This window comes from Serratia nevei (genome assembly GCF_037948395.1).
In the GTDB taxonomy this organism is placed as follows: Bacteria; Pseudomonadota; Gammaproteobacteria; order Enterobacterales; family Enterobacteriaceae; genus Serratia; species Serratia nevei.
In genome coordinates this window covers 4,443,974-4,457,432 of record NZ_CP149940.1, presented here as the reverse complement: position 1 = coordinate 4,457,432, position 13,459 = coordinate 4,443,974, and the positions used below count along the sequence as shown (strand labels likewise).

Below are 13,459 nucleotides of genomic sequence, written 5' to 3'. Positions count from 1 at the left end.
CAATAAAAAAGCGCTGATTATTCAGCGCTTTTTTTTACTCGTCGTCCGCCAGGAACAGTTCCAGCAGCGAGTTGAGGAACAGTTTGCCCTTCTCGGTGATTTGCCAGTGCTCCGCGGTTTCTTCCAGATAGCCTTTGGCCAGCGCTTCGTCCAGCTGCGGGCGAATGACGCTTTCCGCTAGCCCGGTGTAGTTGACGAAGTCGGCGCGCGGCGCAGCTTCCAGCAGGCGGAAGCGGTTCATGAAGAATTCGAACGGCCGATCCGCCGCCGCCACCTCATGCTGCTTGTCCATGTAGTCGCCGCGCATAAAGCCGCGCGGGTGCTTGGTCTTGGCGGTGCGCAGGATGCGCCCGTCGCTGAAGGTCACCTTGCCGTGCGCGCCGCAGCCGATCCCCAGATAGTCGCCGAAGCGCCAGTAGTTGAGGTTGTGCTGGCATTGGTAGCCCGGTTTGGCATAGGCCGAGGTTTCATACTGCTGATAGCCGGCGGCGCTCAGCAGCTGGTGGCCGCGCTCGAAGATGTCCCACAGCGCGTCGTCGTCCGGCAAAACCGGCGGGCGCGAGCTGAACAGGGTGTTCGGCTCGATGGTCAGCTGATACCACGACAGGTGCGGCGGGTTCAGGGCGATAGCCTGGCGCAGATCGTCCAGCGCCTCTTCCAGCGACTGATCCGGCAGGCCGTGCATCAGATCGAGGTTGAAGCTGCGCAGGCCGAGGCCGGTCGCCAGCGTTGCCGCGCGCTTGGCCTCTTCCGGGCCGTGGATGCGCCCTAAGCGGGTCAGCTTCTCGGCGCTGAAGCTTTGCACCCCGATGGAGATGCGGTTGACGCCGGCGCGCTGGTAGCCGCTGAAGCGATCGGCCTCCACGGTGCCGGGATTGGCCTCCATGGTGATTTCGGCGTCGTCGGCGACGCGAATGCGCGCCCGCACGCCGTCCAGCAAGGCTTGCATCGCCTCTGCGCTCAGCAGGCTGGGGGTGCCGCCGCCGATGAAGATGGTGCTTATCTCCCGGCCGCCGGCCAGCGGCAGATCGGCATCCAGATCCGCCAACAGATGATCGACATACTCCTGATGCGGCACGTCACCCTTCAGCGCATGGGAGTTGAAGTCGCAGTACGGGCATTTCTGCACGCACCACGGGATGTGAATGTAGAGACTCAGCGGGGGCAGCTTAAGCATTGCGCATGGCTTCCAACATCAGCGTCAGCGCCTTGCCGCGGTGCGAAATCGCCCGCTTCTCGTCGCGGCTCAGCTCGGCGGCGGTGCGGCCCAGCTCCGGCACGTAGAAGACAGGATCGTAACCGAAGCCGCCTTCGCCGGCGGCCTGCTCGGTGATCTCACCGGCCCAGCTGCCGTGGAACACCAGCGGCGTCGGATCTTCTGCATGGCGCAGATAGACCAGCACGCAGTGGAATTGCGCGCCGCGCCGGCCCGGCGCTACGTCTTTCAGCGCCGCCAGCAGCTTATCGAGGTTCTGCCGATCGTCGGCATCTTCACCGGCATAGCGTGCGGAGTAGATGCCCGGCGCGCCGCCCAGCGCGTCGACCGCCAGGCCGGAGTCGTCGGCGATCGCCGGCAGGCCGGTGACCTGTGCCGCATGGCGCGCTTTCAGAATGGCGTTTTCGATAAACGTCAGCCCGGTTTCTTCGGCGGATTCCACGCCCAGATCGGTTTGCGCGACCACGTCCAGGCCGAAATCGGCCAACAGGTCGGCAAGTTCGCGCACTTTGCCCGGGTTACCGGTGGCAAGAACGACTTTTTGCATAATGACTACCTTGAAAATTATTCGATGAGCGCCGCGACCACGGCGGGGATCTGTTGCGGATTCACGATGCGTAACTGTTTATGCCGCCCCAGTTCGCCTTTCTCGATGGTGACGCTGCTTTTCGCCACTTTGAACTGCTTGGCGATAAACTTGATCAAATGGGCGTTGGCTTGGCCGTCGACCGGCGGGGCGGTGATGGCGACTTTCAGTTCGTCGCCATGTAAGCCGATAATTTGGTCGCGGCTGGCTTTCGGCTGAATATATAGCCTGATCGCCAGCCCGTCCAGCACCGGAGTGACTGCACTCACAGCAGGAACCAAAGTTGGGGGAACAGATCCATGCCCAGGTAGTTGAGCAGATAGAGGATCAGGATTACCACCATGGCGGAAAAGTCGATGCCGCCCATCGCCGGGATGATGCGACGGATCGGCGCCATCAAGGGTTCGGTCAGCTGGTACATCACGTAGTCGATCGGGCTGCGGCCCTGGCTTACCCAGCTCATCAGCGCACGAATGATCATTACCCAGAAGATCAGGTAGCCGACGGACTTCACCAGCGAGATCAGGCCGAACAGCAGGTTATAGGGACTGAGCGAGATCGCGCCGTCCTGGATCAGCAGCAGCAACGGGTACTTGATAGTCATCAGCAGGAACGCCAGCAGCAGCGAAGCGCTGTCGATAGGCCCCAGCGACGGGAGGATGCGGCGCAGCGGGCCGACCACGGGTTGGGTGATCTTCACCACAAACTGCGAGAACGGGTTGTAAAAATCGGTGCGCGCCCACTGCATCCAAATGCGCAGCAACAGCACCATCACGTACAGATCAACAACGGTCTTGACCAGGAAAGTCAGCGTTAGCATGAAGTGGTCCTTCTCCTTAACTCGCGGTTATTTAAAATAATTTTTCCATCTCTTGCGCACGGGAAACGGCGGCCTGCATCGCTTGCGCCACGGTTTCCGGCAGTTGGCGTTCGTTGAACACCCGCAGCGCTTCGGCGGTGGTGCCGCCTTTGGAGGTCACCTGCTCGCGCAGCGTGCCCAGCGGCGTATCCGGGTTGGCTTCCACCAGCGCGGCGGCGCCGGAAGCGGCCTGCTGCACCAGATCGCGCGCGGTCTGGCTGTCGAAGCCCATGCGTTCGGCCTCTTTTTGCATCGCCTCCATAAACAGGAAGAAATAGGCCGGGGCGCTGCCCGCGGCGGCGATCACGCCGTTGATGCCATTTTCGTCATCGACCCAGCAAACTTTACCGACCGACGCCATTAAATCGCCGGTGTAGTCGCGATCCTGCCAGCTGACCTGCTCCGGTGCGTACAGCCCGCTCATGCCCTTGCCGACCAGCGACGGGGTGTTGGGCATGATGCGCACGATGTTCAGCTTGTCGCCGAGCAGCTGATAGAAACGGCTGACCTGAATACCGGCGGCGATCGACAGCACCAGCTTGCCTCTGAAATCGACCTGCTCGCGCAGCGGCTGGCAAACGTCGGCCATCAGCTGCGGTTTGACCGCCAGCACCACCACGTCGGCCGCGCGCGCGCAGGCGACGTTGTCGCCGCTGCTGACGATGCCGTAGTCCGCCGCCAGCGCGTCACGGTTTTTCGCCGAAGGGGCGCAGACGCTGATGGATTTGGCTGGATAGCCGCCCGCCACCAGGCCGGCGATGATTGCACGCGCCATGTTGCCGGCGCCGATAAAGGTAATCTTGCGATGTTGCATCAAATCCCTCGTCTGTTTGTCAGGCCTGCGAGTAGTCGCGGGCGCCAAAAATTGCGGTGCCGATGCGCACCAGGGTGCTGCCAGCGGCGATCGCCGCCGCCATGTCGTCCGTCATGCCCATCGACAGCGTATCGGCCTGCGGATAACGCTGGCGCAGGGCGAGAAAGGCATCGTTCATCCGGCTGAATACCGCCAGCTGCCGCTGGTAATCCGCTTCCGGCGCCGGGATGGCCATCAGGCCGCGCAGCGTCAGGTTCGGCAGCGCGGCGATCGCTTCGGCCAACGCCGGCAGCTCGGCCAGCGCGATGCCGGATTTACTCTGCTCATCGCTGATGTTGATTTGAATCAGCACGTTGAGCGGCGGCATACCGGCCGGGCGCTGATCGCTCAGGCGCTGGGCGATGCGCAGCCGATCTACGGTATGGCACCAGGCGAAGTGTTCCGCCACCAGCCGACTCTTATTGGATTGCAGCGGGCCGATAAAGTGCCACACCAACTCGCCGCTCTGCGGCGACTCGGCGAAATGCCGGATCTTGTCTACCCCTTCCTGCACGTAGTTCTCGCCGAAGGCGCGCTGGCCGGCGGCGATGGCTTCTTCGATCGCCGCCACAGGTTTGGTTTTGCTGACTGCAAGCAGGGCAACTTCTTCTGGCGCCCGCGCGCAGTTTTGCGCGGCGGCCGCGATGCGGTTTCTGACATCCTGCAGGTTCTGTTGGATAGTGCTCATTATTGACCCGGGAGAGTGATATGGATATCGATGAATTCGTGGCCCTTAGTGTAAAGCATAATGCTTCCGATCTGCACCTTTGTGCCGGTCATCCGCCGATGTTGCGCATCGACGGTGAACTGCAGCCGCTGGCGGCGGCGCCAACGCTGACGGCGCAAGGCGTGCAGGCCCTCTGCGACGGATTGCTGAATGCGCAGCAGCGCGAGAGCCTGCGGCGGCTGGGGCAGATCGATCTGGCGCTGCACAGGCCGGGTGGGGAGCGGCTGCGAGCCAACGTTTTTCAGCAACGCGCGGGGATGTCTCTCGCATTGCGGCGCATCGCCGGGCAGGCGCCTTCGCTTGCCGAGCTGGCGGCCCCGGCCATCGTCCCGGCACTGCTGCGGCGCGACGACGGGCTTCTCCTGGTCACCGGCGCCACCGGCAGCGGCAAGTCCACCACGCTGGCGGCGATGATTGACGAGATCAACCGGCACCAGCCGCGGCACATTTTAACGCTGGAGGATCCGATCGAATTCTTGCACCGCAGCCGGCGATCGCTGATTCAGCAGCGGGAGATCGGCCGCGACAGTCACAGCTTCGATGCGGCGTTGCGCGCTGCGCTGCGCGAAGATCCGGATGTGATCCTGCTGGGCGAGCTGCGCGATGTCGCCACCATTCGGCTGGCGCTCACCGCGGCGGAGACCGGCCATCTGGTGCTGGCGACGCTGCACACCCGCAGCGCGCCGCAGGCGGTGGAACGGCTGGTGGACGTGTTTCCGGCGGAAGAAAAACCCTATGTGCGCGCCCAGCTGGCCGGCAGCCTGCAGGCGGTGATCGCGCAAAAGCTGATGCGGCGGCCCGGCGGCGGGCGAGTGGCGATCTTTGAGGTGCTGACGGCGACGGCGGCGGTCAGCAACCTGATCCGCGAAGGGAAAACCCATCAGTTGGCGAGCGTGTTGCAAACCGGCGCGCAGTCCGGCATGCAAACCTTTGAACAAGGTTTGCAGCAGCGGATCGACGCCGGCGTGTTGGGGGATTGTGTTGGCGAAGGGGTGGGGAGTTAACCCAGCTGCCGTTCGAACCAGCTTTCGAGGATCACCACCGCAGAGGCGGAATCCACGCTGCCTTTGTCGAGCGCGCGGAAGCCGCCGCGATCGAACAGGTTGGCGCGCGCTTCCACGGTGCTCAGGCGCTCGTCATGCAGATCGATCTGGATGCCGAAGCGGCCGTGCAGGCGGTTGGCGAACTTGCGCGCCTGGGCGGTCACCGGTTGTTCGGTGCCGTCCATGTTCAGCGGCAGGCCGACCACCACCAGATCCGGCTGCCACTCCTTCAGCAGCTTTTCGATTTTCAGCCAGTCCGGCGAGCCGTCCTGCGCTTTGAAGGCCGGCAGGGCGCGGGCGCTGCCGGTCAACTCCTGGCCGACGGCCGCGCCGATGCTTTTGGTGCCGAAGTCGAAGGCGATAATGGTGCGGTTGCTCATCAGGCGTGTCCTGCGTGGTTGGCGATGCTGCGAATGTCGATACCCAGAAGGTTCCCCGCCTCGCGCCAACGGCTGGCGATCGGCGTGCGGAACAGAATGTCGGTGTTGGCCTCGATGGTCAGCCAGGCGTTCTCCAACACCTCCTGCTCCAGCTGGCCCTTTTCCCAACCTGCATAACCCAGCGCCACCAGCACGTCGTCCGGTTGTTCCGGGGTGCCGAGCGTTTCCAGCACGTCTTTCGAGGTGGTGATCATGGTGTTGGGGGAAATTTGAATGCTGGCACCGAAGCCGTGGCGCGGCGTATGCAGGATAAATCCGCGATCGTCCGCCAGCGGGCCGCCGGCGAACACCGGCTTGTCCAGGCTGATGGCCGGATCGCGCGCAGGTGGCATGATCTTCAGCTTGCTCAGTACCGTGGCTACCGTGAACTGCTCCACCGGTTTATTGATCACCAAACCCATGGCGCCTTCTTCGTTGTGCTCGCAGACGTAAATCACCGAGCGTTTGAAGCGAGGATCCTGCAGGGTGGGCATGGCGATCAGAAAATGGTGCTGTAAATTCATGGCGTTAGTATAAGGTAATCAATGGGTGAGAAAATAAACAGCCGCCAGTATGCGGCTATACCCGCCGCCTTTCAAGCCGCGTGCAAAGGCGTGCTTTGGCGGGCGCGATGCAGGATAGCGGGCGGCAGGCCGCCCGCATGGCGCATTACTTCGCCGCCAGGCGCTTTTCAATCGCGTCCATCAGCATGCCGGTAATCGAGATCGGGAATGCCGCCTCAATTTCGCGCGCGCAGGTTGGGCTGGTCACGTTGATTTCGGTCAGGCGATCGCCGATCACGTCCAGGCCGACGAAGATCAGCCCTTTCTCTTTCAGCGTCGGCGCGACGGCGCGGGCGATTTTCCAGTCGCTCTCGCTCAGCGGACGCGCTTCGCCGCGGCCGCCGGCCGCCAGGTTGCCACGGGTCTCGCCCTGCGCCGGAATGCGCGCCAGGCAGTAAGGCACCGGCTCGCCGTCGACGACCAGAATGCGTTTGTCGCCGTCCTTGATCGCCGGCAGGAAGTTCTGCGCCATGCAGAAACGGCTGCCGTGTTCGGTCAGGGTTTCGATGATCACCGACAGGTTAGGATCGTCCTGCTTCACGCGGAAGATAGACGCGCCGCCCATGCCGTCTAGCGGCTTCAGGATGACGTCGCCGTGCTGCTGGTGGAATTTGCGGATGTGCGCGGCGCTGCGGCTGACCAGCGTGTCCGGCGTCAGTTCCGGGAACCAGGCGGTGAACAGCTTCTCGTTGCAGTCGCGCAGGCTTTGCGGCTTGTTGACCACCAGCGTGCCTTTGACTTCGGCGCGCTCCAGAATGTAGGTCGCGTAGATGTATTCGGTATCGAACGGCGGATCCTTGCGCATCAGGATCACGTCCAGATCGTGCAGCGCCAGATCCTGCTCGCTGCCGAAGCTGAACCAGTTCTCCTTGTCTTCCTTCACGCTCAGCAGGCGGGTGCGGGCGCGCCCGTCACCGGCGTGCAGATAGAGATCGTTCATCTCCATGTAGTGCAATTCGTAACCGCGGCGCTGCGCTTCGAGCAGCATGGCGAAGCTGGTGTCTTTCTTGATGTTGATGGAGTCGATAGGGTCCATCACGATGCCGAGCTTAATCATCTTTTCTCCTTTAACCCAGGTCGCCGAAGCGGACCTGCAGAGCGGTAATGGCGGTGAGCGCTGTGGTTTCGGTACGCAGCACGCGTGGCCCCAGCAGAATATCAGTAAATCCGTGATTGGTGGTCATGGCGATTTCGTCGGCGGACAAACCGCCTTCCGGGCCGATCAGCAGGCGGACGTGGTCTACCGGCTGCGGCAGCGTGTTGATGCTGTGGCTGGCGCGCGGATGCAGGTTGAGCTTCAGGCTGCCGTCCTGCTCGGCGCACCAGGCTTCCAGCGACATCGCCTCGCGGATTTCGGGAATGCGGTTACGGCCGCACTGTTCGCAGGCGGCGATGGCGATCTTTTGCCATTGCTGGATTTTCTTCGCCAGACGCTCGCCGTCCAGTTTGACGCCGCAGCGCTCGGAAAACAGCGGGGTAATGACGTTGACGCCCAGCTCGATGGACTTCTGAATGGTGAACTCCATCTTCTCGCCGCGCGAGATCACCTGGCCCAGATGCAGGTTGAGCGGCGATTCGATGTCATCCACGCGGCCGTCGCCGAGGCGCACCAGCACGCTCTTTTTGTCCACCCGAACTATCTCGGCGTCGAACACCTGGTTGCTGCCGTCGAACAGCTGCAGCGCCTGGCCGGCGCTCATGCGCAGCACGCGGCCGACGTGGTTGGCGGCGTCCTCGCTCAGGGCGATCTCCGCCCGATTGGTCAACGGCTGCGGATGGTAAATGCGGGGTATGCGCATGGGTAGTCTGATCCTGACGAAACGGCGCCGCGGGTTGGCGGCGCCATGAAAGATAAAGGCTATAGTAGGTTAGCTTTTCCGCTGCTGACAAGCCTGTTGAATATAGGGGTTGTGGTTGCCCTGCACCTTGGCGATACGTGCTTCACGCTGACATTCCCATTGGCTCACCGGATATTGCCGGTTCCACACCTCGAACAGCTGAGTTTGCTGGCGTGACAGCCGCAGCTGGTAGCGATCGCGCATGTAGAAGTAGGTGCGGGCAATGGCGCCGCGGGCGCGGGCGGGCGGCTCCGCCTGTTTATTCTTGAAGTCCACCTTCATCGGGCATTGCCCGTATTGGCCTTCACCGCCGTTCCATTGGCTGTACATGAAGTTATTGCGGTCGCCGTTCACTTCGCCGATCGCCGGCTGCAGGTTGTGCAGATCGGTTTCTATCTGGCGATAGGTGGCGTCTTTGTTGCAGTTCTTGCGCCCGCCGTCCTGCCAGCACTGCAGCTGGTGGCCGAACTGCCAGGCCGGCACCACGTGTTCCCACTCGATGCGCTGCGCGCGTTGGGCGTTTTTACGCACCTGATAGCCACAGCCGGCGAGATCCGGGATGCCCTTCTTGCCTTGCCAGTCGATGCGGCAGCCGCAGTAAAAACTGCCCGGCGCATCTTGGTTAATCTTGGCCGCCGCCGCCTTGGCCTGAGAAAAATTATTGATGCCGTGCGCCTGTACGGCGCCTGCGGCGAAAACCGCCATAAACAAAATTCTGCGAAGCATATTCCAAAACAGCTCAAAATTGGAAAAGCAGGCAGGGTAACGGAACTTGCCGGCAGTGGCAAATGGCGATATTTGCTTGTTTTAACGTATAAATCGTTTAACTAAAGGTTCTCGCTAGCAAGAAATTTCAGTTTCTCGCCGCACCGGCGGCAGCGGTATTCGCTTTCGCCGCGCAGCACGCGGTTATGGCGGCGAATGGTGAGCTGGTGCTGTCCGCAGCCGCAGCGGTAGGGGAAGGTTTTGCTTTGCACCGAGGCGGTTTCGAAACGGTGAGTGCGGCTGGCGGGGGTCAGCAGCACGCTTTCCATCATCCAGCGCCATTCGCGGCCGTGCGGCGCCACCCGGCCGAATTGGCGAAACACCAGCAGGTGCGCCAGCTCGTGCGGCACCACTTCATCGATAAACGGCTGTTGGTTTTCCAGCAGCAGCACCGGGTTCAGACGGATTTCCCAGCTTTGCAGCCAGGCGGTGCCCGCGCTGGTGCCGCGTTGCTGATAGACGATGCTGGGTTCGGGGAACTCGACGGCAAAATGCCGGCGTGCCAACTGCAGCTTTTCTCGCAGGCAGCGCATCACCGCTTGTTGCAGCGCGATGGGGATTCTTGGTTTGTTCATTGCGGCCTAGCTTAAGCAATGGCGCGGCGGCTGACAATATGCCCCGGCCTAAATCCGCATCCGACGCTTTCTTGGCGCTGCGCGCCGGTTTTTCGCCACATTGATAAGACGATCGCCGCCGATGGATTGTAATCAATGTGTTAACTGCGGGATAATAAAGCGTGCATGATGAGCCTGTACCCGCAGTTCTCACCGAGCAAGGTTGAAACGCCGCCTGTGGTAATCCCTTACGCAAAGAGCGGTTATTTTGCGATTTGGCGCAATAACTGACTGATTAAAAATACGTAAGGTGGAGGCAGTTTTTTGACAAGGCGCCGAGCCGTGCGCCGCAAGTGTGAATTTAACGCAGCTGATGTTGCAAGTGAGAGATCAATGTCGAATAAACCGTTCCACTATCAAGATCCGTTCCCGCTGAAGAAAGACGATACCGAATACTACCTGCTGAGCCGCGACCACGTTTCCGTGAGCGAATTTGAAGGCCAGGAAATTCTGAAAGTTGCCCCTGAAGCGTTAACCCTGCTTGCCCAGCATGCGTTCCACGACGCCTCGTTCATGCTGCGCCCGGCGCACCAGCAGCAGGTGGCCGATATCCTCGACGATCCGGACGCCAGCGAAAACGACAAGTACGTTGCGCTGCAATTTCTGCGTAACTCAGAAATCGCCGCCAAGGGTATTTTACCGACCTGCCAGGACACCGGCACGGCGATCATCGTCGGCAAAAAGGGCCAGCGCGTCTGGACCGGCGGCGGCGATGAAGCGGCGTTGTCGCGCGGGGTGTACAACACCTACATCGAAGAGAACCTGCGCTATTCGCAGAACGCAGCGCTGGATATGTACAAAGAGGTTAACACCGGCAGCAACCTGCCGGCGCAGATCGATCTCTACAGCGTGGACGGCGAAGAGTACAAGTTCCTGTGCATCGCCAAGGGCGGCGGTTCCGCCAACAAAACCTATCTGTATCAGGAAACCAAGGCGCTGCTGTCGCCGGGCAAACTGAAAAACTACCTGGTCGACAAGATGCGCACGTTGGGCACCGCGGCTTGCCCGCCGTACCACGTGGCGTTCGTCATCGGCGGCACCTCGGCGGAAGCGACGCTGAAAACCGTCAAGCTGGCCTCGACCAAGTATTACGATGGCCTGCCGACCGAAGGCAACGAGCATGGCCAGGCGTTCCGCGATCTGGAACTCGAAGCGGAGCTGCTGCAAGAAGCGCAGAACCTGGGGCTGGGCGCGCAGTTCGGCGGCAAATACTTCGCGCACGATATCCGCGTGGTGCGCCTGCCGCGTCATGGCGCCTCCTGCCCGGTCGGCATGGGCGTCTCCTGCTCGGCGGACCGCAACATCAAAGGCAAGATCAACCGCGACGGCATCTGGCTGGAAAAACTGGAGCACAATCCGGGTAAATTCATTCCTCAGGAACTGCGTCAGGCCGGGGAAGGCGAGGCGATCAAAGTCGATCTCAACCGCCCGATGGCCGAGATCCTTAAACAGCTGTCGCAGTACCCGGTTTCCACCCGCCTGTCGCTGAGCGGCACCATCATCGTCGGCCGCGATATCGCGCACGCCAAGCTGAAAGAGCGTCTGGATCGCGGTGAAGGCCTGCCGCAGTACGTCAAGGATCACCCGATCTACTACGCCGGCCCGGCCAAAACGCCGGAGGGCTACGCGTCCGGTTCGTTGGGGCCAACCACCGCCGGGCGTATGGACTCTTACGTCGATCTGCTGCAATCCCACGGCGGCAGCATGATCATGCTGGCGAAAGGCAACCGCAGCCAGCAGGTGACGGATGCCTGCCACAAGCACGGCGGCTTCTACCTCGGCAGCATCGGCGGCCCGGCGGCGGTGCTGGCGCAGCAGAGCATCAAGAGCCTGGAGTGCGTGGAGTATCCTGAGCTGGGTATGGAAGCGATCTGGAAAATCGAAGTGGAGGATTTCCCGGCGTTTATCCTGGTGGATGACAAAGGCAATGACTTCTTCCAGAAGATCCAGGCCGGTCAGTGCTCCAGCTGCCTGAAATAAGCGCGGCTCCCTTCGCCGCCTGCGGGCGGTGAAGGGGAGTGTGTAAAGTCCTGTAGCTTGCTGGACGTCGAGTTTTAACCTGTATACCCTACGCGGATAGCACTAAAATTCGACTAATGGAATATCGGCAACAGAAGGTTCGGCAAGCACATGGGTACGCAGGAAAGTCATATCAAGGAATTGCTGGTCTGGATTGAAGATAACCTGACCAATCCGCTGTCGTTGGACATCGTTTCCGCCAAGTCAGGCTATACGAAATGGTACCTGCAGCGCATGTTCAAGAAGCAGACCGGGTTGTCGTTAGCCTCGTACATCCGCGCTCGCCGCCTCTACCTCGCCGCTTTCGCCTTGCGTTTCACGCAGAAGAGCATTCTCGATATCTCGGTCGAATACCAATTCGATAACCAGCAGACGTTCTCGCGCTGTTTCAAGAAACACTTCGCCGAATCGCCCAGCGTGTATCGCCATGCCCGCAAGCAGGACTTCAGCAATCTGGTGCGTTCGCTGGCGGCCAGCCAGCCCGGCGATATTCAGGTTGAACGCGTCAGCATCGCCCGGGGGCAATACGCCTTTCACGGCAAGCGGTACGCTTATCACCTGGATATCGAGAAGCTGGACAAGTCGCACCTGCCACAGCGCAGCGCGCTGCGGGGGCAGTTCTACACCTTGTTGGGCGAGCGCCCGACGCAAACCTATTCGTTTACCCAGCTGGTGCCGGACGGCGAGCGGGTCAGGGTCGATTATACCCTGGGCGTGACGACGGAATACCCGCTGCGCGAAGGCGTGGTGCTGGAGCCGCTGCCGGAGATCCACGGCGAGTTTTGCCGTTTTCGCTATTCCGGCAAGCCGGTGGCGCTCAACGACCACATCATTCAGATCTACACGCAGGTGTTGCCCGAAATGGGGCTGGCCCGCGGTGACGGGCCGGACATTACGGTGTTCAGCTATTCGCTGAGCGGGAAAGAGGAACTGCATCTGGAGCTGCAGCATCTGGTGCCGGTGGTGCCGCTGCATTGATCCCGTCGGCGGCCGGCAGCCGGTTTTTGTGCTGCACGATCGCCGCCATCACTGCCAGGGCGATCTCCGCCGGGGTTTTGCTGCCCAGCGGCAGGCCGATCGGCGCATGGATGCGTTCCAGCTCCTGCGGCGTGAATTCGGCAATCTGCTGCAAACGCTGGCGCCGCCGCGCGCTGTTTCTGAGCGAGCCCATGGCCCCGATGTAAAACGCCGGGGTGTGGATCGCTTCCATCAGCGTCAGGTCGTCCATGCGCGGATCGTGGGTCAGCGCCACGACGGCGGTATTGGCGTGGCATCCCCCTTCTTCAATAAATTTGGCCGGAAACTGGCGCAGCAACGTCACGCCCGGTTTCAGCTCGGCGGCAAAGTTATCCAGCACCTCCGGGCGGTTCTCGCACACCAGCACCTCAAACCCCAGCGCCACGGCGAAATCGGCGCAGTACAGCGCCACGCTGGACAGCCCGGCGATCAGCAGGCGCGGCGCGGCCGCGATGTGCAGGGTGATCTGCTCGAGCCGGCGTTCGACCTGCGTGGCGCTGGTGAAGTGGCTTTGCTCGAGGCTGTGGCAGGCGTTGGGCAGCGTCAGGCGTTTGATCAACGCGTGATGCCCTTCCAGCGCGCCGGCGATGCGTTGCAGGTAAGCGATGCTGTCTTCACCCGCCGGCAGGTATTCGATCAGCACGTCCAGCACGCCGCCGCAGGGCAGCGCCACGTTGGGCGTCATGCCGCCTTCGCCGTAACGGATCACCTGGCTGGCCGCCTGATACTCCCCGGCGGCCACGCGGCGCAAAAAATCCTCCTCCACGCAGCCGCCCGACAGCGAACCGCTGTAGCGGCCGTCGCGGGTCGCCGCCATCAGCGCGCCCGGCGACCGCGGCGAAGAGCCGTAGGTACTGAGCACGGTGCATAACCAGACCGGCTGTTGCTGCAGCCAGCTTATCGCCTGGCTGACCACGGTGACATCAAGATGTTGCATAGG

16 protein-coding genes are annotated in these 13,459 nt (G+C 61.8%); 3 read left to right on the top strand and 13 right to left on the bottom strand.

The genetic code is table 11. From position 1 onward, the window contains the following. Positions 1 to 34: 34 nt before the first annotated feature. The 6 genes from hemW to V8N38_RS21340 are packed head-to-tail and all read right to left on the bottom strand — an operon-like array spanning position 35 to position 4,202. Positions 35 to 1,177, bottom strand: a complete 1,143-nt coding sequence (gene hemW / locus V8N38_RS21365; RefSeq protein WP_033635947.1) for a radical SAM family heme chaperone HemW — start codon at positions 1,175 to 1,177, stop codon at positions 35 to 37. Then, the gene (locus V8N38_RS21360) at positions 1,170 to 1,763 is read right to left on the bottom strand and encodes an XTP/dITP diphosphatase (RefSeq protein ID WP_060422645.1); all 594 of its coding nucleotides are present in this window, start codon (positions 1,761 to 1,763) and stop codon (positions 1,170 to 1,172) included. Before V8N38_RS21360 ends, hemW begins: the two co-directional genes overlap by 8 nt. Positions 1,764 to 1,780: 17 nt before the next feature. After that, positions 1,781 to 2,071 carry a DUF167 family protein YggU gene (gene yggU, locus V8N38_RS21355; protein WP_033649585.1) on the bottom strand — a complete coding sequence of 97 codons (291 nt, stop codon included), beginning with the start codon at positions 2,069 to 2,071 and terminating at the stop codon, positions 1,781 to 1,783. Next, a complete protein-coding gene (locus V8N38_RS21350) occupies positions 2,068 to 2,622 on the bottom strand; it encodes a YggT family protein (RefSeq protein WP_019456092.1) in 555 nt (184 codons plus the stop codon). The genes yggU and V8N38_RS21350 overlap by 4 nt, the downstream gene beginning before the upstream one ends. 31 nt (positions 2,623 to 2,653) lie before the next feature. Then, entirely contained in the window at positions 2,654 to 3,475 is an 822-nt protein-coding gene (proC, locus tag V8N38_RS21345; protein ID WP_147840629.1) for a pyrroline-5-carboxylate reductase, read from the bottom strand. Positions 3,476 to 3,494: 19 nt separating this feature from the next. Continuing rightward, a complete protein-coding gene (locus tag V8N38_RS21340) occupies positions 3,495 to 4,202 on the bottom strand; it encodes a YggS family pyridoxal phosphate-dependent enzyme (protein WP_060422654.1) in 708 nt (235 codons plus the stop codon). Positions 4,203 to 4,222: 20 nt separating this feature from the next. Here V8N38_RS21340 and V8N38_RS21335 point away from each other — a divergent pair, with 20 nt between their 5' ends. Beyond that, positions 4,223 to 5,245, top strand: coding sequence for a type IV pilus twitching motility protein PilT (locus tag V8N38_RS21335; protein WP_147840630.1), 1,023 nt, complete (start codon positions 4,223 to 4,225; stop codon positions 5,243 to 5,245). Here the strand turns inward: V8N38_RS21335 and ruvX are convergent. The 6 genes from ruvX to V8N38_RS21305 all read right to left on the bottom strand — a co-directional run bounded on the left by ruvX (position 5,242) and on the right by V8N38_RS21305 (position 9,444). Further along, positions 5,242 to 5,664 (bottom strand): Holliday junction resolvase RuvX, encoded by a 423-nt coding sequence (gene ruvX, locus V8N38_RS21330; RefSeq protein ID WP_015379046.1) that lies wholly within the window; start codon positions 5,662 to 5,664, stop codon positions 5,242 to 5,244. The two genes, V8N38_RS21335 and ruvX, sit on opposite strands and share 4 nt — an antisense overlap. Then, on the bottom strand, positions 5,664 to 6,227 hold the full coding sequence (locus V8N38_RS21325; protein WP_033635940.1) for a YqgE/AlgH family protein: 564 nt from the start codon (positions 6,225 to 6,227) through the stop codon (positions 5,664 to 5,666). The genes ruvX and V8N38_RS21325 overlap by 1 nt, the downstream gene beginning before the upstream one ends. Before the next feature lie 145 nt (positions 6,228 to 6,372). Further along, positions 6,373 to 7,323, bottom strand: coding sequence for a glutathione synthase (gshB, locus tag V8N38_RS21320; RefSeq protein WP_047729854.1), 951 nt, complete (start codon positions 7,321 to 7,323; stop codon positions 6,373 to 6,375). A gap of 10 nt (positions 7,324 to 7,333) precedes the next feature. Next, positions 7,334 to 8,065, bottom strand: coding sequence for a 16S rRNA (uracil(1498)-N(3))-methyltransferase (rsmE, locus tag V8N38_RS21315; RefSeq protein ID WP_147840631.1), 732 nt, complete (start codon positions 8,063 to 8,065; stop codon positions 7,334 to 7,336). A gap of 69 nt (positions 8,066 to 8,134) precedes the next feature. Further along, positions 8,135 to 8,830, bottom strand: a complete 696-nt coding sequence (gene endA / locus V8N38_RS21310) for a deoxyribonuclease I (protein WP_038879275.1) — start codon at positions 8,828 to 8,830, stop codon at positions 8,135 to 8,137. Positions 8,831 to 8,931: 101 nt separating this feature from the next. Further along, positions 8,932 to 9,444, bottom strand: coding sequence for a SprT family zinc-dependent metalloprotease (locus V8N38_RS21305; RefSeq protein WP_016930082.1), 513 nt, complete (start codon positions 9,442 to 9,444; stop codon positions 8,932 to 8,934). Between the two features lie 372 nt (positions 9,445 to 9,816). Here V8N38_RS21305 and fumA point away from each other — a divergent pair, with 372 nt between their 5' ends. Continuing rightward, positions 9,817 to 11,463 (top strand): class I fumarate hydratase FumA, encoded by a 1,647-nt coding sequence (gene fumA, locus V8N38_RS21300; protein ID WP_033635936.1) that lies wholly within the window; start codon positions 9,817 to 9,819, stop codon positions 11,461 to 11,463. 150 nt (positions 11,464 to 11,613) lie between these two features. Beyond that, the gene (locus tag V8N38_RS21295; protein WP_048234664.1) at positions 11,614 to 12,480 is read left to right on the top strand and encodes a helix-turn-helix domain-containing protein; all 867 of its coding nucleotides are present in this window, start codon (positions 11,614 to 11,616) and stop codon (positions 12,478 to 12,480) included. On the opposite strand, the gene V8N38_RS21290 is transcribed toward V8N38_RS21295, so the two are convergent. After that, positions 12,404 to 13,456, bottom strand: coding sequence for an XdhC family protein (locus V8N38_RS21290; protein WP_070913721.1), 1,053 nt, complete (start codon positions 13,454 to 13,456; stop codon positions 12,404 to 12,406). The genes V8N38_RS21295 and V8N38_RS21290 overlap by 77 nt on opposite strands. Between the last annotated feature and the right edge of the window lie 3 nt (positions 13,457 to 13,459).

Bases quoted from the DNA above. Each gene is read 5' to 3' on its own strand.
- hemW (WP_033635947.1), bottom strand. From the start codon at position 1,177: ATGCTTAAGCTGCCCCCGCTGAGTCTCTACATTCACATCCCGTGGTGC.
- V8N38_RS21360 (WP_060422645.1), bottom strand. From the start codon at position 1,763: ATGCAAAAAGTCGTTCTTGCCACCGGTAACCCGGGCAAAGTGCGCGAA.
- V8N38_RS21350 (WP_019456092.1), bottom strand. From the start codon at position 2,622: ATGCTAACGCTGACTTTCCTGGTCAAGACCGTTGTTGATCTGTACGTG.
- proC (WP_147840629.1), bottom strand. From the start codon at position 3,475: ATGCAACATCGCAAGATTACCTTTATCGGCGCCGGCAACATGGCGCGT.
- V8N38_RS21340 (WP_060422654.1), bottom strand. From the start codon at position 4,202: ATGAGCACTATCCAACAGAACCTGCAGGATGTCAGAAACCGCATCGCG.
- V8N38_RS21335 (WP_147840630.1), top strand. From the start codon at position 4,223: ATGGATATCGATGAATTCGTGGCCCTTAGTGTAAAGCATAATGCTTCC.
- ruvX (WP_015379046.1), bottom strand. From the start codon at position 5,664: ATGAGCAACCGCACCATTATCGCCTTCGACTTCGGCACCAAAAGCATC.
- V8N38_RS21325 (WP_033635940.1), bottom strand. From the start codon at position 6,227: ATGAATTTACAGCACCATTTTCTGATCGCCATGCCCACCCTGCAGGAT.
- gshB (WP_047729854.1), bottom strand. From the start codon at position 7,323: ATGATTAAGCTCGGCATCGTGATGGACCCTATCGACTCCATCAACATC.
- rsmE (WP_147840631.1), bottom strand. From the start codon at position 8,065: ATGCGCATACCCCGCATTTACCATCCGCAGCCGTTGACCAATCGGGCG.
- endA (WP_038879275.1), bottom strand. From the start codon at position 8,830: ATGCTTCGCAGAATTTTGTTTATGGCGGTTTTCGCCGCAGGCGCCGTA.
- V8N38_RS21305 (WP_016930082.1), bottom strand. From the start codon at position 9,444: ATGAACAAACCAAGAATCCCCATCGCGCTGCAACAAGCGGTGATGCGC.
- fumA (WP_033635936.1), top strand. From the start codon at position 9,817: ATGTCGAATAAACCGTTCCACTATCAAGATCCGTTCCCGCTGAAGAAA.
- V8N38_RS21295 (WP_048234664.1), top strand. From the start codon at position 11,614: ATGGGTACGCAGGAAAGTCATATCAAGGAATTGCTGGTCTGGATTGAA.
- V8N38_RS21290 (WP_070913721.1), bottom strand. From the start codon at position 13,456: ATGCAACATCTTGATGTCACCGTGGTCAGCCAGGCGATAAGCTGGCTG.